This is a genomic window from Primorskyibacter flagellatus (assembly GCF_900176485.1).
Classification (GTDB): Bacteria; Pseudomonadota; Alphaproteobacteria; order Rhodobacterales; family Rhodobacteraceae; genus Primorskyibacter; species Primorskyibacter flagellatus.
Genome location: NZ_FWYD01000008.1, coordinates 90,220 through 108,443 on the forward strand (window position 1 = coordinate 90,220; position 18,224 = coordinate 108,443).

Annotated in this window: 17 protein-coding genes and 1 pseudogene; 10 read left to right on the top strand and 8 right to left on the bottom strand. The window is 61.6% G+C overall.

The genetic code is table 11. The features are described 5' to 3' along the window. Window positions 1-36: 36 nt before the first annotated feature. On the top strand, window positions 37-1,104 hold the full coding sequence (locus tag B8991_RS12120) for a metal ABC transporter solute-binding protein, Zn/Mn family (protein ID WP_084353257.1): 1,068 nt from the start codon (window positions 37-39) through the stop codon (window positions 1,102-1,104). A gap of 89 nt (window positions 1,105-1,193) precedes the next feature. Here B8991_RS12120 and B8991_RS12125 read toward each other — a convergent pair whose 3' ends face one another. From B8991_RS12125 to B8991_RS12150, 7 genes are all read right to left on the bottom strand, one after another. Then, entirely contained in the window at window positions 1,194-1,931 is a 738-nt protein-coding gene (locus B8991_RS12125) for a sulfite exporter TauE/SafE family protein (protein WP_084353286.1), read from the bottom strand. Between the two features lie 230 nt (window positions 1,932-2,161). Then, window positions 2,162-2,695 carry a uroporphyrinogen decarboxylase/cobalamine-independent methonine synthase family protein gene (locus tag B8991_RS12130; RefSeq protein ID WP_235866615.1) on the bottom strand — a complete coding sequence of 178 codons (534 nt, stop codon included), beginning with the start codon at window positions 2,693-2,695 and terminating at the stop codon, window positions 2,162-2,164. Next, window positions 2,696-2,854, bottom strand: coding sequence for a hypothetical protein (locus B8991_RS21920; protein WP_235866616.1), 159 nt, complete (start codon window positions 2,852-2,854; stop codon window positions 2,696-2,698). It abuts the gene before it with no gap. Window positions 2,855-2,877: 23 nt separating this feature from the next. Next, window positions 2,878-4,575, bottom strand: coding sequence for a thiamine pyrophosphate-requiring protein (locus tag B8991_RS12135; protein WP_084353258.1), 1,698 nt, complete (start codon window positions 4,573-4,575; stop codon window positions 2,878-2,880). A gap of 2 nt (window positions 4,576-4,577) precedes the next feature. Then, a complete protein-coding gene (locus B8991_RS12140) occupies window positions 4,578-5,933 on the bottom strand; it encodes a TRAP transporter large permease (protein WP_084353259.1) in 1,356 nt (451 codons plus the stop codon). Window positions 5,934-5,943: 10 nt separating this feature from the next. After that, complete coding sequence (locus B8991_RS12145; RefSeq protein WP_084353260.1) at window positions 5,944-6,444, bottom strand: TRAP transporter small permease; 501 nt, start codon at window positions 6,442-6,444, stop codon at window positions 5,944-5,946. 5 nt (window positions 6,445-6,449) lie between these two features. Further along, window positions 6,450-7,487, bottom strand: a complete 1,038-nt coding sequence (locus B8991_RS12150; protein WP_084353261.1) for a TRAP transporter substrate-binding protein — start codon at window positions 7,485-7,487, stop codon at window positions 6,450-6,452. Window positions 7,488-7,805: 318 nt separating this feature from the next. Here B8991_RS12150 and B8991_RS12155 point away from each other — a divergent pair, with 318 nt between their 5' ends. The 9 genes and pseudogenes from B8991_RS12155 to B8991_RS12195 form a co-directional block, all read left to right on the top strand. Continuing rightward, window positions 7,806-9,422 carry an alpha-glucosidase family protein gene (locus tag B8991_RS12155; protein ID WP_084353262.1) on the top strand — a complete coding sequence of 539 codons (1,617 nt, stop codon included), beginning with the start codon at window positions 7,806-7,808 and terminating at the stop codon, window positions 9,420-9,422. 171 nt (window positions 9,423-9,593) lie between these two features. Beyond that, window positions 9,594-10,256, top strand: a complete 663-nt coding sequence (locus B8991_RS12160) for a nucleoside triphosphate hydrolase (RefSeq protein WP_084353263.1) — start codon at window positions 9,594-9,596, stop codon at window positions 10,254-10,256. Window positions 10,257-10,823: 567 nt separating this feature from the next. After that, entirely contained in the window at window positions 10,824-13,682 is a 2,859-nt protein-coding gene (locus B8991_RS12165; protein WP_084353287.1) for a monovalent cation/H+ antiporter subunit A, read from the top strand. Between the two features lies 1 nt (window position 13,683). Next, window positions 13,684-14,046 (top strand): Na+/H+ antiporter subunit C, encoded by a 363-nt coding sequence (locus tag B8991_RS12170; protein WP_084353264.1) that lies wholly within the window; start codon window positions 13,684-13,686, stop codon window positions 14,044-14,046. Continuing rightward, the gene (locus B8991_RS12175) at window positions 14,043-15,683 is read left to right on the top strand and encodes a monovalent cation/H+ antiporter subunit D (protein ID WP_084353265.1); all 1,641 of its coding nucleotides are present in this window, start codon (window positions 14,043-14,045) and stop codon (window positions 15,681-15,683) included. The genes B8991_RS12170 and B8991_RS12175 overlap by 4 nt, the downstream gene beginning before the upstream one ends. Window positions 15,684-15,686: 3 nt before the next feature. Next, the gene (locus B8991_RS12180) at window positions 15,687-16,178 is read left to right on the top strand and encodes a Na+/H+ antiporter subunit E (RefSeq protein WP_084353266.1); all 492 of its coding nucleotides are present in this window, start codon (window positions 15,687-15,689) and stop codon (window positions 16,176-16,178) included. After that, window positions 16,175-16,444 carry a K+/H+ antiporter subunit F gene (locus tag B8991_RS12185; RefSeq protein WP_084353267.1) on the top strand — a complete coding sequence of 90 codons (270 nt, stop codon included), beginning with the start codon at window positions 16,175-16,177 and terminating at the stop codon, window positions 16,442-16,444. The genes B8991_RS12180 and B8991_RS12185 overlap by 4 nt, the downstream gene beginning before the upstream one ends. A gap of 8 nt (window positions 16,445-16,452) precedes the next feature. Continuing rightward, on the top strand, window positions 16,453-16,824 hold the full coding sequence (locus tag B8991_RS12190) for a Na+/H+ antiporter subunit G (RefSeq protein ID WP_179141482.1): 372 nt from the start codon (window positions 16,453-16,455) through the stop codon (window positions 16,822-16,824). 139 nt (window positions 16,825-16,963) lie between these two features. Further along, a pseudogene (locus B8991_RS12195) lies at window positions 16,964-17,350 on the top strand (transposase family protein); the annotation flags it as partial. Between the two features lie 430 nt (window positions 17,351-17,780). On the opposite strand, the gene B8991_RS12200 reads toward B8991_RS12195, so the two are convergent. Further along, window positions 17,781-18,209, bottom strand: coding sequence for an SRPBCC family protein (locus B8991_RS12200; protein WP_084353268.1), 429 nt, complete (start codon window positions 18,207-18,209; stop codon window positions 17,781-17,783). Window positions 18,210-18,224: the final 15 nt, after the last annotated feature.

Below are 18,224 nucleotides of genomic sequence, written 5' to 3' on the forward strand. Positions count from 1 at the left end.
AGCCGACTCATAGCTGAAAAATCCGGAGCCGATACGATGCGATCTTTCATTCTGGCCGCCACAGTTTTCTGCGGCGCTGCAAATGCCGACGTCCCCGATGTGGTCACCGACATCCTGCCCGTTCAGTCGCTGGCGGCGCAGGTCATGGACGGGCTGGGCACGCCGGATGTGCTGCTGCGCCCCGGTGCGTCTCCACACGGATACGCGCTGCGCCCGACCGAGGCCCGCGCCCTGCAAGAGGCCGAGCTGGTCTTCTGGGTCGGTCCTGCGCTGACGCCATGGCTGACGGGTCCGCTGGAAACGCTGTCGGGGGAGGCGTTGCATGTCGCGCTGCTGGACGCCGCCGGAACTGAAGTTCTGCAGACACGCGAAGGGCCGCTGTTTGAAGCAGAGCATCCTCATGACGACGACGCCCACGCAGATGAGGTTCACGCAGAGGACGCACCCGAGGAAAAATCGCACGATGGGCACGCTCACGATGACCATGCGGCGTCGGAACATGCACAGGACGATACGGATCACGGTCACGAGCATGAAGCGCACGGTGACGACGACCATCACGCGGCGTCGGGCCACACCCATTCCGGCCCCGATCCGCATGCATGGCTCGATCCGTCCAATGCACGGGTTTGGCTGGCAGCTATTGCACAAGCGCTCGGCGATGCCGATCCGGACAATGCCGACACCTACCGCGCGAATGCCCAGACGGCGATAGAGGCTCTCGAAGTGCAGGAGCAACACATCGCGGACCGGCTTTCACCGCTGTCGAAACGATCCTTCACCGTCTATCACGATGCCTTCCAGTATTTCGAACATCGCTTTGGTCTGACGCCTCTGGGTGCCATCGCGATGAACGATGCATCGGCACCCGGTCCCGCACGTCTGACAGCGCTGCGCGATCGCCTGACGGATGCCGGCGTGCAGTGCGTGTTCTCGGAGCCGCAATATAACGCGGGCCTTATCCGGGCCGTCAGTCCTGAGGGCGCAGCTCATGCGGTGCTTGACCCGTTGGGCGCGGAACTGCCAGCGGGGGCCGGGCTTTATGCGGGACTGCTTGAGGCGCTCTCCACAACGATCGAAGAGTGTTTGGGCCGCGCACGCTAGCGGGCCGTCTTGGGGAACCGATCCGCCATTGGACGCTCCGGGCCTGCGGCGTGCAATGGCGGATGAACCGGACCACAGGCCGCCGCATGTCAGGTCAGCGCGTCCCAGACCAGCTTGACCGCAAGAACGCAGAGCAGCGCCAGGATCGTCTTGTCGAAAACCTGTTTCGAGATGCGGCGCGCCAGCCATGCGCCCACGGGCATCCCGGCGAGCAGCGGCGCAATGGCGGCAAGGCCCAACAGGATAGTCTGTGAGGACATGATGCCGTACCACAACAACAGCGGAATCTGCACCAACCCCGAGGCCAGAAACAGTGACGTTACTGTCGCAATAAAGTTACGGCGATCCAAACCGGTTGCATTGAGATAGGTCAGGCTGACCGGCGCGGACAGGCCCGAAATCCCGAACAAGACGCCCGACAAAGCCCCCATCGGCCAAGCCAGGACCGACGCCAGTGCGAACGACAACGACCAGTCGGGACGCGCCATCCGGAACCCGATATAAAGCAACATGACCGCCGCCACGACCAGCAGCAGCGCCGCAGCGTTCAGGGCGGTCAGAGCCAGAGTGCCCACCCCTGTCCCCACCGCACCGGCAAGCGCAAACCGCAACGACAGTTTCGGCACGCGCGCGTCGCGGAATTGCCAGACCTGAACGGCATTCGTCACCACATTGGGGAGCGCGAACACTGCAACCGCGAGCCGGACGTCATAGAGCATTGCGATCAGCGGCACGGCAATCAGCGGTGCCCCTGCCCCTGTCGCCCCTTTCAGAATCCCGCCCAATGCGAAGGCCAATCCGATCAACAGGAGGCTATTGTCTATCACTTTGCGGTCTACCTTTGCGCGCCTCGGCATGTGTCAGAGCAAGACAGCAGTTTTCTGCGCCGCACCCCTGTGCCCGTTGGTGGTGTGTTGCACTATTATGCGGAAAGAGCAAAGGCCCCGGCTCGAGGCCGGGGCACGTGCCGCTGCGTGGCACAGAGCCGCGTATTGGTTTTACAACGCGGCAGACGCAACAACCTGTCGCGTCTGCCGGTCGGTTTCGGAACTGGGCCTCAGACTCCGCCCCAGACCTCTTCGGCGACCTTCACGATCAGGTCCAGTTTGCGACGCTGATCATCGGGCGTGATCGAGTTGCCCTCCTCGGTGGAAGCAAACCCGCATTGCGGAGCAATGCCCAACTGGTCGATATCGACATATTTCGAAGCCTCGTCGAACTTCGCCTTGAGATCGTCGAGTGTTTCCAGCTCACCGGTCTTGATGGTGACAAAACCCGGCATGACCCGCTTGGCACCCTTGGGCAGCAGCTTCAGCGGCTCCAGCCCGCCGGCGCGGTCGGTGTCATACTCCATAAAGTAGATGTCCACGTCATTCTTGTTGAAGATCACGAGCATCGGGTGGTCATCGGGAAAGCCGAGCTTGCCGGAGATCGTCGGGAAAATGGGCCGCAGTTTGACACCCGCGAATTGCACACCCTCTTCGCGTTCGACCAGATCGAACCCGTCGAGCATTCCCATGAAATCATAATGCCAGAAGGACCGTCGCGCCTCGCCGTCGGTAACGGCTTTCAGGCCGACCTCTTCTTGCATCTAGATCAGCGCGGGGATCTCGGCATCTTCGACCGTTTTGAGACCAGCGGGCGACAGGCCGTCCCCTTCGGGGTGTTTCTTGCGAGCGGCCGTGATTGCCTGCGGACGCAGCAGGCTGCCCACATGGTCGGCGCGGAAGGGCGGTTTCAGAGTGCTCATTTTGATCCGCTTTGGCTGCCGTTTCAGGGAAGAATGCGGATGTTCAGCAGCGCAAGGCGGCGCTCTTCGCGGATCACCCGCAGGGCATCGTCGATGGCGGTGGCGACCTCGGCGGGGTCGGTGACGTCGCGCGTCCAGGCGCGGCTGGCCTGCGCGGTCAGGGTGAAATCCGGCACCGGCGACAGGCTGGTCAGCGGCATGGTGTTGGCGCGCGCGGCATGGCCGCCGGGATAGAGCTGCGACACCGATTGGCGCACCGCCCCCCATTCGGCGTTGTTCAGGATCACCACCAGAATCGGCAGCTCCAGAGCCTCGGCGATCTGGTGGCAGACGGTGGGATTGGCGAACATGTAACTGCCATCCCCCAGCGTCGCGACGCAGGTCCGGTCAGGCGCGGCCAATTGCGCGCCAAGCGCTGCCGGAAAGGACCACCCAAGCCCGCCGGAATGCGGTTCCTGAAACCAGTTCAGCCTTTCGCGGCAGGCCAGCGGGCCAAGCTGCGCGCCCAGTTCCGAAAAGACGCTGAAAGCCTGCCCGTGCCCGGCCAGAGCTTCGCCAAGGGCATGGCTGACCTGAGCCTTGGTGATGCCCTTGGCCGTGTCGCCCAACGCGGCGGCACGCTCTGCCGCCAACCGCGTTGCAGACGCCTCGGCCAAGGCCACTCGGCGCGTTTCGGTGTCAGGATGGTCAGGTGCGGCATCCACTGCCTGCATCAAAGCGGGCAGGATCAGTGCCGTCTCGCCCTGAATGGTGACGTTCGACGGGAACATGCGGACAGGAAAGCGGTTGAAAATCGGATCTGGCCCGATGTTGATGACCTTGGTGTCGTCGGCCAGCTTGTGTTTGTCCGGCCACCACGGCGCCAGCGAGTTTATCACAAGCACCACATCGGCCTCGGCCATCGCCGCACCGGGGTCGGCGCCGATGTGACATGGATGATCGGTGGGCAGCGACAGATGCGTGGCCCACCAAGACGCGACCGCGATGCCGTGGCGCGCGACCCAATCCCCAAAGGCGTCAAACACCGCATCGGTGCCGACACCGCGCTGCGCGATGATCAACGGGTTTCGCGCATTGGCCAACAGGGCGGCGGCCTCGGCAATGGCGGCCGGATCGCCTGCCCCCAGCGACGGGCGGATCGTGGCGGGGGCGGACAGCGCATCTGCGTCCACTTCCTCGCACAGAACCTCACGCGGGAGGGACAGATAGACCGGCCCCTTGGGTGTCGAGTTGGCAATGGCAAAAGCACGATCCAGAAGACCCGAGATCTGTTCGGGGAAACGCAGTTCGTAGTCCCATTTGGCCGCCTCGCGCACCAGCGCCGTCTGGTCGCGCATCTCCTGCCCCCAGCCGATGGGGACGGTGCGGGCACCGAAACGGTCCGATTCCGTCACCGGAGTGCGGCCTGACATCATCAGCACGGGGATATTCTCGCAGGCCGCGTTGATCGCCCCGATAGAGCCGTTGGCGAGCCCGACATTGGTGTGCATCATCACCGCCTGCGGGCGGCCCGAGACCAGGTAATAGCCATGTGCCATGCCCATCGCCGCGTGTTCATGCGGGATCACCACGGCTTGCGGCAGGTCTTCGCCCTGCGCCGCAGCCTCGGCCAGGCCTTCGATGATCGGCGGGAAATCCGTGCCGGAATTGGCGAACACATAATCCACCCCCAGCGCCTTCAACCGCGGGAAAATCGCGCCACCTGCTGTCATGCGGGCCATGGTTATCCTCCGAGATAGGTTGGCAGCCAGAGCGTCAGCGCCGGGAAAGCCAACAGGATTGCGACGCGCACCAGCTCTGCCAGAAAGAAGGGCATCACGCCGGCGAACGTCTCGCGCATGGGCACGTCCTTGGCGATGGCGGATATGACAAAGACGTTCATGCCCACAGGGGGCGTGATCAGCCCCAACTCCACCACAATCAACGCCAGGACCCCGAACCAGACCTTGAGATCCTCGGAGGTCATGCCAAAGCCCGCCTCCGCAGCCATGACGTAATCGCCGCCGTTGATTTCCACCAGCACGGGCCAGAAGAACGGAATGGCCAGAAGGATCATCGACAGGCTGTCCATCAGCATGCCCAGAAAGATCAAGGCCGCCAGAAGGATCACCAGGATGGTCATCGGCGCGAGGCCGGAATTGGCCATCCATTCTGCCACCGCTTGCGGAACCCCGCCACGCGACATGAAGATCTTGAGCATCTCCGCGCCCAGCAGGATGAGGTAGATCATGCCGGTCGTCTGTGCGGTTTCCAGCAGCGCGTCGCGTGTTTCCTTCACCTTGATGAAACCGCGCGCGGCACCGTACAGCCAGACCAGCACACAGCCGACCGCCGCGGCAGGGGTGGGGTTGAAGAACCCGCCATAGATGCCGCCGATCACCAGACCGAAGACCAGCACGACCGGGATGACATCAACCAACGACGAGATGAACTCTGCCCGGTCCGCCAATTCGCCCGCAGGCCCGGCATTAGGGTTGATGCGCACATAAATGGCGATGGTCACCAGAAACAGCAGCACCGCGATAATGCCGGGGATCATCGCCGCCATGAACATGGTGACGATATTCGCCTCGACGATCACCGCATAGATGACCAGCACCACCGAGGGCGGGATCAGGATGCCCAGTACACCGCCTGCCGCCAGCGTTCCGGTGCCGAGCGCGTTGGAATAGTTGTAGCGTTTCAGCTCTGGCAGGGCGACCTGCCCCATGGTGGACGCGGTGGCCAGCGACGAGCCGCAGACCGCGCCGAAGCCCGCACAGGCCGCGATGGCCGCCATCGCCACCCCGCCGCGCATCCAGCCCAGCCAGACAGAGGCGGCGCGGAACAACGCCCGGCTCAGCCCCGCCTTGGTCGAGAAGTTGCCCATCAACACGAACATCGGCACGACCGACAGATCGTAGATGGAGAACTGGCCATAAGCCAAGGTCTTGAGCTGCGAGAAAAAGATCGACGGGCCGTTCAGGATGGTCACGCCCACCCCGCCCACCAGAATCATCGAATAGGCGATCGGCATGCGCAGGCCGATCAGCAGAACCAGCACGCCGAGGCCCAGAAACCCGATCATCAATGCATCCATGTCGCCGCCTTCAGAGTTGTCGCGCCGAAGCGGCGAGTGTCATGATCGAGGCCACCGCCAGAAGCGCCAGCGAAATGAGGATCGGGATGAAGGCCAGCCAATGCGGGAATTGCAGGATCGCCGTCGTGTATTCGTAATTCTTCTGATCAAGCAACCCGGCATACATCCGCCACAGCAACAGCGCCGAGAACGCCAGCGCGACCACGGATGCCGCAAGCGAGAAAATCGCCAGCCAGAACGGGCTTGCCCCGCTGGTGAAGATGTCGGCGGTCACATTCGCGCCGGACAGTTGGCAATAGGGCAGAAAAGCAAAGGCGGCGACGCAGATGCCAACCTCTGTCATCTCGAAATCGCCGGGGAACGGCGTGCCGAACTGATTGCCGATCACCGACCATGTGTTCATCAGAACGACTGCCAGCAGGACAAGACCGCCCAGCAGCGCCCAGCCCGTGATCAGACGCGAAACGAGGCCCGAAGGCCCCGTTCCCGACGCGAGGTGCATGTCAGCCATGCGGATTACATCGCATTCTGCTTGGACAGGCTACGCGCCTTTTCCACCAGATCCGCGCCGTCGATGCCCTTGGAGGTAACATCATCGACCCATTTCTGAACGACCGGTTCAAGCTGCGACATGAAGGCGTCGGTTTCTTCTTTGGTCAGCGTGACATGCTGCTTGCCGGCTTTCTCGGCCAGGCTGATGCCAAAGTCATCCGAGGCGCGCCAGTATTCGCCGACCTGTCCCCACCAGTCGCGGCCCGACGCGTCGCTGAACGCTTTCTTGATGTCGTCGGGCAAGCCATTCCAGCGTTCGCCATTCATCGACACCTGGAACGTGGTCGTGCCCAGACGGGTCTTTTCATGGCCTTCGATGAAATACTCGATCTGGTTCTGAAGCTTCAGCGGCGGAATGATTTCCCATGGCAGAAGCGTGCCGTCGATCACCTTCTTGGACAGCGCCGTCGGCACCTCCGGCACCGGTGTCGCCAGTGGAGAAGCGCCCAGCGCCTCGATCACCCACGCGCCGGTGCGGGTGGGGATGCGCATCTTCATCCCCTCCAGATCGGCCGGGCTGCGGACCTCTTTGTCGACCATCATCATCGCCTGCCCGGCATGGACATGCAGCCACATGACCTCCAGACCCTTGTATTCCTCTTTCAGGTCATCCTCGAACATATCGTACATGGCCAGGTTGGTGGCCACGGGGTCATTCGTATAGACGCCCGGAAGTTCGAAAACCTCGGTGCGGGTGAACAGGCCCGGCGTGTAACCGTTGACCGTCCAGACCAGATCCACGACGCCGTCGCGGGCCTGCTGAACCAGCTCTGGCGGTTTGCCGCCAAGCGACATCGCGGGAAAGATCTCGATCTTCACCCGGCCGCCAGAGTTTTCCTCGACCTGTTTTATCCAAGGCTCCAGCATCTGGGTCTGCGCCGGGGCCTTGGCACCCAGAAAATGGTGCAGCTTGAACGTGTATTCCTGGGCAAGCGTGGCTGTTGTGCCCGCAAGACCGATTACCGTGGCCGCAATGGCCGTCGTCAGAAAATTCCGTCTCATGTTATCCTCCCTGATCATGAAATCCCTTGCGAAACCTTAGCCTCTACGGGTCAGTTGTCTACAGCGACCACTGATTTGCACGTCAGCGAAACCGGCATACGGCACTCGGTACAAGCATAAAGCGCAAGCGCCGCGTTTGATTATCGCATAGAGAGCCTTTGATACCGGAACCGGCCATTCCTGACCGAATGCTCGCCCATGCCGATGTCGCGCCGTTATGCGCTTCAAGGCGATCACTGGTATCGCTAACATAGACGAATCGCGCAGCGACACTTGCACCGAGCGCGAAACCCTCGCGATCCACAAGGAGTTTTTTTGATGGCTGAATGGTGGCGTGGCGCAATTGTCTATCAGATCTATCCCCGTTCCTATCAGGATGCCACGGGGAACGGCATCGGAGATCTTCCCGGAATCACTTCGCGGCTGGATCACATCGCGGGGCTGGGCGCGGATGCAATCTGGCTTAGTCCGATCTTCACCTCGCCGATGAAGGATATGGGTTATGACGTGTCGGACTATACCGACATCGACCCGTTATTCGGCAGTCTTGCGGATTTCGATGCGCTGATAGACCGCGCGCATGAGCTTGGCCTGAAGGTCATCATCGATCAGGTCATCAGCCACACGTCGGACAAGCATGAATGGTTCGCCGAAAGCCGCGCCGACCGGACCAACGCCAAGGCCGACTGGTATGTCTGGGCCGATCCGAACCCTGACGGCACCCCGCCCAACAACTGGCCCTCGGTTTTCGGCGGCCCGGCATGGGAATGGGAGCCGCGCCGCAGGCAATACTACCTCCACAACTTTCTGATCGAGCAGCCGGACCTGAACATGCACACGCCCGCCGTGCAGGACGCGCTGCTGGACACGATGCGCTTCTGGCTGGAGCGGGGCGTTGACGGCTTCCGCCTTGATACGGTGAACTACTATTTCCACGATCAGCAATTGCGCGACAACCCGCCCAATCCGGACGGGCATCAGGAAATGGCGACCGACACCTACGGGATGCAGCAGCATATCTATTCCAAGAACCGCCCCGAGAATATCGCCTTTCTCAAGCGCTTGCGCGCCCTGACGGATGAATTCGACGCCCGCATGATGGTCGGAGAGGTCGGTGACGGCGGCCAGACAGCCATTGACATCATGGCCGATTACACGCGCGGCACCGACAGGCTGCATATGTGCTACAGCTTCGAAATGCTGGGCCCGACCTTCACCGCCGCGCATTTCCGCCGTACCATCGAAGGCTTCCAGAAAGGCGCGCCAGATGGCTGGCCGTCCTGGTCCTTTTCCAACCACGATGTGCCGCGCCATGTGACCCGCTGGGCCAAACACGCGCTGGATCACGATGCGCTGGCGCGTCAGATGGCGGCCTTGCTGTTCAGCTTCGAAGGCACCATCGGCATCTATCAGGGCGAGGAACTGGGCTTGCCGCAAGCAGAGCTGGAATACAGCGAGCTGACCGACCCGCCCGGCCTGCGTTTCTGGCCCGAAAACAAGGGTCGTGACGGCTGCCGGACGCCGATGGTCTGGGATGCAGAGGCCGCCAATGGCGGGTTCTCCACCGTCAAGCCATGGCTGCCGGTCAAGGAACCGCATCAGTCTCGCGCGGTCAGTGCGCAAGAGGCACAGAACGACAGTGTGTTGCACGGCTACCGACAGTTCATCGCGTGGCGCAAGGCCAACCCTGCGCTGGCCTCGGGCAAGACGCGGTTCATCGATCTGCCCGAACCGATCCTTGCCTTCACACGAGAGGCCAATGGCCAGACGCTGACCTGCATCTTCAACCTGTCGCCGAAACCGCAGAGGCTGGAGGTCGGCGCTGCTGAACTCGTCGGGCCCTCAACCGCCAAGCTTGACGGATCGTCGCTGAGCCTTCCGGCGAACGGACATGCCTGGCTGACCGGCGCGCCCGATCTGACGCTGAAGCCCTGAGCCCAAGTTCCCGTTTGCGTCGTTATCCCGACATCGCAGGACGTGACTGGCGGATGTTGCTGAAAGGGCCTGTCGCCATCGGAACGCTTCGGGCACGGATCCGCTTGCGACCTGCACGAGATGCACCCATGCTGCACCGACGCATTGCAATCCGCCCACCGGAGGCCCGTCATGCCACAGACAATCACCATCGACGCGCTTTGCAAAAAACTGCGCGCGCAGCCCGGCACCGAAAGATACCTGACTGCGATCGCGGGCGCGCCGGGATCAGGCAAGTCGACTCTGGCGGATAAGCTGGCAGAGGCGCTGAACGACGAGACGCCGGGAAGCGCGGCCGTTCTGCCGATGGATGGCTACCACTATGACGACACTGTTCTGAACGCTCGTGGCTGGCGTCCGCGAAAAGGCGCGCCGCACACGTTCGATGTGGCCGGGTTTGCGCATATGCTGTCGCGGATGCGGGCGAATTGCGATCCGGAAATCGCCGTTCCGGTCTTTGACCGCTCTATCGAGATCGCCCGCGCGGGTGCCCGGCTGATCCCGCAATCGGTGCGCCACGTCATCGTTGAGGGAAATTATCTTCTCCTGAACCAAGCGCCATGGGACGAGCTGGCCGCGCAGTTTGACCTGACCGTCTTTCTGGAGGTGCCCTTTGCAGAGCTGGAAAGACGGCTGGCAGAACGCTGGGGTGCGCTGCAAGGGGACGAGCTGATTACGAAAATGGAAGGCAATGATCTGCCCAATGCGCGGACAGTGATCCGCGAAAGCAGGCGCGCCGACCTGGTGGTGGAACATTTTGACGCGCAAGACCGTTCGCAATGTCCGTCTGGCTGAATGCCCAATGACACGGCGTTCCGGCATCAATTGCGCGGTTTCAACTGCTTGACGCCGCATCCGTTGGCGTGTTGCATTGCGGATGGACAGGAAGGTGGGTGAAAGGGACAGAATGCCGATCGCGTTCTTGGGACTTGGCGTCGTGGGGGGATCAACGGCCGCCAGCATGGTAGCGCATTTGCGACCGGCTTCAAATTGTCGCTGTTGCGCAAGGAGGTGGACATCACCTGCGCGTTAGCCGCAGAAAAGGGTCTTGCGCCAAAGGTGTCGTTGCTGAACAAGCGTATGGGACGCGGCGCGGAAACGGCGCTTGGGCCACAAGAGCGGGTAACCGCTATGGTTCGCCACACCTAGGCCAAAAGCGCCCGAGATGCGGCGACGCTGGCACAGAACACATAGAGGGGCGCGCAGCGGACCTCGACCCAGACCGGGCAGCAGAGGTTGCCATGAAATTTCCCGGAAACATCCGGGCCAGAATCGAACCGGCCGCGGTATGAAAGCGGGCAGGTAAGCTTCGGGAAAGACGAAACGACGACTGAAAGGACAGGCTGAATGGACACCGGCGGCATTTATCTTCCCATCATTGCCGCCTTGCCATTTGTCGGAGCCCTGATACCGGGCGTGATGATCCATGCAGGACGCACGGCCTGTGCCACCTACACATTCATGGCCAGCGCGCTTGCCTTCGTCCTGCTGATGCTGTCAGCCCCTGCGGTGATGCGCGGCGAGGTTCTGCAATTCCAGCTCGAATGGCTGCCGATGCTGGGGCTGAACGTCAATTTCATGCTCGACGGGTTGGGCCTGCTGTTTGCCGGGTTGATCCTTGGCATCGGGATGCTGATCATCCTCTACGCCCGTTTCTACCTGTCGCGCGAAGATCCGATGGGGCAGTTCTACACTTATCTGCTGCTGTTTCAGGGCGCGATGGTCGGCATTGTTCTGTCCGACAACATACTGCTTTTGCTGGTTTTCTGGGAACTGACCTCGCTGTCGTCCTTCCTGCTGATCGGCTATTGGAAGCATCTGCCCGAGGGCCGTCAGGGCGCGCGCATGGCATTGACAGTCACCGGGCTTGGCGGGCTGGCGATGATTGCAGGCATGCTGATCCTGGGCCAGATCGTCGGCAGCTTCGATCTGTCGGTGATCCTGCAAAACAAGGAGCTGATCCAGGCCAGCCCCTACTACCTGCCCGCGCTGATCCTGATCCTGATCGGCTGTTTCACCAAATCCGCGCAGTTCCCGTTCCATTTCTGGCTGCCGCATGCGATGGCCGCACCGACGCCCGTTTCGGCCTATCTGCATTCCGCCACGATGGTGAAGGCGGGCCTGTTCCTGATGGCGCGGATGTGGCCGGTTCTGTCGGGCACGCCGGAATGGTTCTATATCGTCGCCACCACCGGCCTGATCACCATGGTGCTGGGCGCGGTGATCGCGCTGTTCAAGGATGATCTCAAGGCGCTGCTGGCGTTCTCGACCGTGTCGCATCTGGGCCTGATCACGATGCTTCTGGGCTTCGGGACAGAGGCTGCGGCACTGGTTGCCGTTTTCCACATCATCAACCATGCCACGTTCAAGGCATCGCTGTTCATGTGCGCGGGCATCGTCGATCACGAGGCGCATACGCGCGACATCAAGCGTCTGGGCGGGCTGCGGCATCTGATGCCTGTGACCTTTGTCATCGTGACCATCGCGGCGCTGTCGATGGCCGGCATCCCGCCGCTCAACGGCTTTTTGTCCAAGGAAATGATGCTGGAGGAGGCGTCACATACTGCTTGGCTGAACAACCCGTGGATCCTGCCCGCACTTGCGACATTCGGGGCGGTATTCTCGGTCGCCTATTCGCTGCGGTTGATCGTGCATGTCTTCCTTGGTCCCAAACGCGACGACTATCCCGCGAAGCCGCATGATCCGGGCTTCGGCATGTGGGCGGCTCCTGCCCTGCTGGTGGTTCTGGTCGTCCTGATCGGTCTGATGCCGAACCTGATCGCCGGTCCGCTGGTCGATGTGACGGCGGCGGCGGTGACCGGTGGTCATCCGCACGCGCATATCGCGCATTGGCATGGGCTGGTTCCGGCCTTCTGGATGTCGGTGATCGCGGTCGCAGCCGGGGCGGTGCTGCTGTCGCAGCACCGCCGTCTGGCACGCGGCTGGAATGCCGCCGCGCGCCCCGAGGCGAAAGTGATCTTCGACGCCATCACGCGTGCGGCGACACGGTCTTCGCATTGGTTGACCGACACGCTGCATAACGGGTCGATCACCCGCTACGGGGCGATCTTCGCCGCCGCCATCACCGCAGCCGGTGTCTTCGCCTGGGTCGAAAGCCCGATTGGGCCGACAACCCGCGACGCGCTGCCGATCAATCCGATCATGGCGATTGGCTGGGTGCTTTTGGTGATTTCCACCGGATGTATCATCGCGTTCCACCGCAACCGCATCCTGGCGCTGGTCCTGCTGGGTGTGATCGGTCTGGCCGTGTCGATGGCCTTTGTCTACTTCTCGGCGCCGGATCTTGCCCTGACGCAGATCTCTGTCGAGATCGTCACGATCATTCTGCTGCTGCTGGCATTGAACTTTCTGCCCCGGCGCACGCCTGTCGAAAGCGGCGCGCCCCGCCGTGTCCGTGACGCGGTGATCGCGGGCGGCACCGGGCTGGCAGTGTCGGTTCTGACCTACGCCATCCTGATGCGTGATTTCGCGGCAGAGAGTATCTCTGCCTATCATCTTGCCAATTCCTACAAGGGCGGCGGCGGCACCAATGTGGTCAACGTGATCCTGGTGGATTTCCGTGGTTTCGATACTTTCGGCGAGATCATCGTCCTGGGCATCGCCGCGCTGGTGATCTACGCCCTGACGATGGGCGTGCTGCGTGGTCCCGGTGGTCGCTGGCTGGTCAACTGGGGCCCTGACGAAGACGAGGCAGGCGACCGCCACCCGCTGATGATGGTGGTCATCACCCGGATGATCATGCCGATTGCGATCATGGTCGGTGCCTATATCTTCCTGCGGGGCCACAACGCGCCCGGCGGCGGGTTCATCGCGGGCCTGATCGTCGCCATCGCGCTGCTGATGCAGTATATGGCATCCGGTTTCGCCTGGGCCGAAGAGCGCCAGCGCTTTCATTACCATGCCGTGATTGCGGCCGGTGTGATGCTCGCCGCGCTGACCGGCATGGGCTCCTGGCTGGCAGGTCGGCAGTTCCTCAGCTCGTCCTACGGCTATATTCACATCCCCCCGATAGAGGAGTTCGAATGGGCGACCGCCATGGCTTTTGACACCGGTGTGTTCCTGACCGTCGTGGGGGCCGTCATGCTGGCCCTGCACAGCCTGTCGAGCATGTCGCGCCGTACCGGCGAACAGGTTAACATCTTCCCGATGGATGTGAATCCGGGCCGCGAAAACCCGCCCGCCGACGGAAAGGAGACCTGAGATGGAGCTTCTCATGGCCAGTGCAATCGGCGTTCTGACCGCCGGGGGCATGTATCTTGTGCTGCGGCTGCGCAGCTTTCCGGTGATCCTGGGTGTATCGCTGCTGTCCTACGCGGTGAACCTGTTCCTGTTCTCGTCCGGCAGGCTGGTGGTGAACATGCCGCCGATCCTGACCGATGACGCGACGGGCTATACCGATCCGCTGCCGCAGGCGCTGGTTCTGACCGCCATCGTGATCTCTTTCGGGATGTCGGCGGTGGTGGTGATGCTGGCGCTTGGCGCCTACCTGTCCTCGCGCACCGACGAGATTGACATGGACGACCCCGATCCCGTCCCCGAAGCAGAGCCGGGAGCCATCGAATGACCCATTGGATCATTGCCCCCATCGTGCTGCCGGCGGTTCTGGCAGCCGTTATCGTGATGTCGATGCGCCACCATGTGCTGCTGCAACGCATCTTCAGCATTGCCGGTCTGACTGCCCTGATCGCCATCGCTGCCGGGCTGGCGGTCCAGTCCTCGGGCGGCACGATAGAGGTCTACGACCTTGGCAACTGGCCCGCCCCTTTCGGAATCGTTCTGGTGCTGGACCGTCTGTCGGCCATGATGGTGCTGTTGACGGCGGTGCTGGCGCTTGTGGTCACGCTATATGCCACGGGCACGGACTGGGACCGGCGCGGCAACCATTTCCATGCGCTCATGCAGTTTCAGGTCATGGGCATCATGGGGGCCTTTCTGACCGGCGACATCTTCAACCTGTTCGTGTTTTTCGAGATCCTCCTGATTGCCTCATACGGTCTGATGATCCATGCCGGCGGCACCCGGCGTCTGCGCGCGGGGCTGCAATATGTGGTGTTCAACCTGCTGGGCTCTACCCTGTTTCTATTCGCCTTGGGCACGATCTACGCCACCACCGGCACGCTCAACATGGCCGATCTGGCCGTGCGTGTCGCCGAGATCCCTGAATCCGACATTGCGCTGATCCGCATCGGGGCGGTGCTTCTGCTGACCGTCTTCGCGATCAAAGCCGCGCTTCTGCCCCTGCATTTCTGGCTGCCCGAAACCTATGCCGAGGCCCCTGCCCCGGTGACCGCGCTTTTTGCGGTGATGACCAAGGTCGGCGCCTATTCGATCCTTCGGGTCTATACGCTGATCTTCGGGCCGGACCTGCGGGCGACGGCGGATGTTGTGACACCGCTGCTGATGGGCGCGGCCCTGATCACCATCATCATCGGCATGATCGGCGTTCTGGGAACCAACAGGCTGGGACGGCTGGCGGCGTTTTCGGTGATCGCGTCGATGGGCACTGTCTTTGTGGCCATGTCCTCCTTCACGCCCGAAACCACCTCGGCGACGTTGTATTACATCCTGCATTCGACACTGGCGACCGCGTTGCTGTTCCTGACCGTGGACATGGTACGAGAGCGGCGTCAGGGCAGTTCCGACGGCTACGCCACGCTGCCCGCTTTTCACCAGCAAGGGCTGATCGCGGCGCTCTTTTTTGCTGCGGCCATCGCCATGGTTGGCATGCCGCCCCTGTCTGGCTTTGTCGGCAAACTGCTGATCCTGAAAGCTGTCTGGCCGCTGCCGGGCGCTGCCGCAATCTGGGCCGTGATCCTGATCACGTCTTTGGTGGCCATCGTGGGCTTTGGGCAGGGCGGCAGCGCCGTATTCTGGAAGACCCGCCCTGCGGACGAAGAACCTTCCGACGAAAATGCCCCTGTAGAGACACCCCCCGCGCCGAAGCAGGGTCTTGCCTTTACCGCAGCCTTCTCCTTGCTTGCCGGCATCATCCTGTTGACCGTTTTTGCCGGACCGGTGATGGGCTATCTGAACGCCACTTCCGCGCAGCTTTACGAACGGCAAGGCTATATCTCGGCGGTGCTGACAGGACCGGACCGGATCGGCGGCGACAAGGGCGACAAGGGCCACGGGGCTGACGCCTATGGCGACACGGATGGACATGGCGTGACCGACACCCCTGCCGCTGAAAAGGAGCACTAGCCCATGTTGCGCAAACTCCTGCCCCACCCGCTGTTGACGCTGACCCTGATCGTGGTCTGGCAGATGCTGGTCAACAAGCTGACACCGGGCAATCTGTTGCTGGGGCTGATCCTTGGCCTGACAATTCCTTTCGTGACTGCCGCGTATTGGCCGAACCGCGCCCGGCTGCGCAACCCTGTCGGGATCGTGGCATATGTCTGCATCGTGATCTGGGACATCATCGTCGCCAATATCGAGGTCGCCTATATCATCCTGTTCAAATCCAACGCCAACACCCACCCCGCCTGGATCACCATCCCGCTGGAATTGCGCACACCCGAAGCGATCACCGTCCTGGCCGGCACGATCACCCTGACACCGGGCACCGTATCCAGCGATCTGTCCGGTGATGGCGGGGCTTTGCTGGTCCATTGCCTTGATGCACCCGACCCCGACGCCGTGCGGGACCAGATCAAGGACCGTTACGAACGCCGCCTGAAGGAGATTTTCGAATGATCGAATATGCCCTGCTTTTCGCGCTGGCCTGCTATGGTGCGGCGCTGTTGATGAACATCTACCGCATCGTCATCGCCCCCGGCGTCGGCGACCGGATCTTGGCATTGGATACGCTGGTGATCAATGCCATCGCCCTGTTGACCCTGTTTGGCATCCATCAAAGCACGACGATGTATTTCGAGGCCGCTCTAATCATCGCAATGACCGGCTTTGTTTCCACCGTTTCCTACACGCGCTTCATGCTGCGTGGCGACATTATCGAGTGAGGCTGGACATGATCGTAGAAATTCTCATCTCCGTCGGGCTGGTGATCAGCGGTATCTTTGGCATTGTCGGGTCTTTCGGCCTGATCAAACTACCAGACCCGATGATGCGCCTGCACGCGCCCACCAAGGCGACCACGCTGGGCGTCGGCGGCGCGCTGATTGCCTCCATGCTCTATTTCGGACTGGTCGAGGGGCATCTGTCCTTCCATGAGCTGATGATCACGGTGTTCCTGTTCCTGACCGCCCCCGTGACCGGACATTTCATCGCCAAGACCCATATCCACCGAAACGAAACGCCCGACACCCTTCCCCCCACCGGCACATCGCGCCCCTGGGCAAGCTTCGACCATCCCGAGAACGAACCGGCCGCCAAGAGCTGACAGCCCTAGGCCGTTTTTACACAAGAAATTCCCACCGGGCACCGATCGTGAGTCAAGCTGGTATCTGCAATGGAGACCAACTTGGCACGAGACCAGATGTCGGACGAGGAATGGACATTATTTGAAAGCGTCATCCAGGCTGTCAATGAGAACCGAGATCACGCCAGGCCAGACGTCCGATTACCTTGGGTTCGATCTGGTCATGGCCGACAACCTGCCAGAGCCAAGCGTCCTGTTGGCAGACAGAGGTTAATATGCTGACCGCATTCGGAAAACGATGCAGGCGCGGGACCTGCGCACCCAAATTCCCATGCGCAAATCACGCAGGCTGCACGTCGGCTTGGATCATTTGCTGTCTCCCTTGCGCAATCTCATCGGGCGGTGCTGCAACAAGTTGAAGAACGCCCGCCGGGCCGCCACCCGCTACGATAAGGCCGCCGAAAGCTTCCTTGGCTTCATAGACATCACGTCCATCCAACTTTGGGTGCGCTTTTTGCCAACATGTCCTTGGATCAGCCGATCTTGATAAATAGCTTCGATTTCTATTTGAAGAATCAGACTGCCAGCGCACGATGGCTCTCCTCATACTGAAAAGCACTCGCGTGGTTTTTTCAGGCGAGACGGTGGCCCGCGAACTGGATCGGATTGCTGAGTTGCGCGGCTAAGGTGGCTCATTTTGACAGACGGGCCTTCAAGCCGCACCGTATCTTTGCGTCCTTCGTATCGGATGGCGACACGGAAAACCTTTATCTCACACCATCAGAGCAAGAACATTGGTGCGATCGCCTTCCTGATACGTTTTTGCCCGTCCCCAACAAATGGGGTGCCAAGGGATGGACCCAGGTCGGGCTCGCGACGATCAAGCCGATGGTACCACTTCCTGCGCTGCGCGTTGCATGGCTCAATGGTGGAGGTACTCAGCCGTCATAGTGGCACAAATCGACTTGCCGCGCACCTCAGTCGTCGACTGGATTTGCTTCAACATGGCGTTTGAAGTTGTACAGGATCGCCTGCCAGCCATCGCGCTGCATGTCGATCGAGTTCTGGTCTTCCGCGTCGAAAGTGGTGGTGACCGTCGTCTTCCCGCCAGCGGACTCGAATGTCGTTCGGGCCTTGCGCCCATCGCTCATGGCCATCGTCAGCGCTTCATGAGGCTCGATCTCCTCATAGACAGCCTCGAGATCGAAGCCGAAACTACCGTCCTTGGCTTCCATCCGCGCCTTGTAGGCGCCGCCGACCTTCAGATCGGCTTCGGCGCTCGGGCAACACCAATCATCGGAAGCGAAGTTCCATTGCGTAATGTCGGCCGGCGTCGTGTAGTTTTTCCAGACACGTTCGACGGGTGCGTCGATCGTGGCCTCGATCGTGACCTTCTGGGTGCTCATACTCTTTTCCTTCGT

What these genes read in the sequence shown, in the direction of transcription:
- B8991_RS12120 (WP_084353257.1), top strand. Translation starts at nt 37, where the DNA reads ATGCGATCTTTCATTCTGGCCGCCACAGTTTTCTGCGGCGCTGCAAAT.
- B8991_RS12130 (WP_235866615.1), bottom strand. Translation starts at nt 2,695, where the DNA reads ATGCAAGAAGAGGTCGGCCTGAAAGCCGTTACCGACGGCGAGGCGCGA.
- B8991_RS21920 (WP_235866616.1), bottom strand. Translation starts at nt 2,854, where the DNA reads ATGAGCACTCTGAAACCGCCCTTCCGCGCCGACCATGTGGGCAGCCTG.
- B8991_RS12135 (WP_084353258.1), bottom strand. Translation starts at nt 4,575, where the DNA reads ATGGCCCGCATGACAGCAGGTGGCGCGATTTTCCCGCGGTTGAAGGCG.
- B8991_RS12140 (WP_084353259.1), bottom strand. Translation starts at nt 5,933, where the DNA reads ATGGATGCATTGATGATCGGGTTTCTGGGCCTCGGCGTGCTGGTTCTG.
- B8991_RS12145 (WP_084353260.1), bottom strand. Translation starts at nt 6,444, where the DNA reads ATGGCTGACATGCACCTCGCGTCGGGAACGGGGCCTTCGGGCCTCGTT.
- B8991_RS12150 (WP_084353261.1), bottom strand. Translation starts at nt 7,487, where the DNA reads ATGAGACGGAATTTTCTGACGACGGCCATTGCGGCCACGGTAATCGGT.
- B8991_RS12155 (WP_084353262.1), top strand. Translation starts at nt 7,806, where the DNA reads ATGGCTGAATGGTGGCGTGGCGCAATTGTCTATCAGATCTATCCCCGT.
- B8991_RS12160 (WP_084353263.1), top strand. Translation starts at nt 9,594, where the DNA reads ATGCCACAGACAATCACCATCGACGCGCTTTGCAAAAAACTGCGCGCG.
- B8991_RS12170 (WP_084353264.1), top strand. Translation starts at nt 13,684, where the DNA reads ATGGAGCTTCTCATGGCCAGTGCAATCGGCGTTCTGACCGCCGGGGGC.
- B8991_RS12175 (WP_084353265.1), top strand. Translation starts at nt 14,043, where the DNA reads ATGACCCATTGGATCATTGCCCCCATCGTGCTGCCGGCGGTTCTGGCA.
- B8991_RS12180 (WP_084353266.1), top strand. Translation starts at nt 15,687, where the DNA reads ATGTTGCGCAAACTCCTGCCCCACCCGCTGTTGACGCTGACCCTGATC.
- B8991_RS12185 (WP_084353267.1), top strand. Translation starts at nt 16,175, where the DNA reads ATGATCGAATATGCCCTGCTTTTCGCGCTGGCCTGCTATGGTGCGGCG.
- B8991_RS12190 (WP_179141482.1), top strand. Translation starts at nt 16,453, where the DNA reads ATGATCGTAGAAATTCTCATCTCCGTCGGGCTGGTGATCAGCGGTATC.
- B8991_RS12200 (WP_084353268.1), bottom strand. Translation starts at nt 18,209, where the DNA reads ATGAGCACCCAGAAGGTCACGATCGAGGCCACGATCGACGCACCCGTC.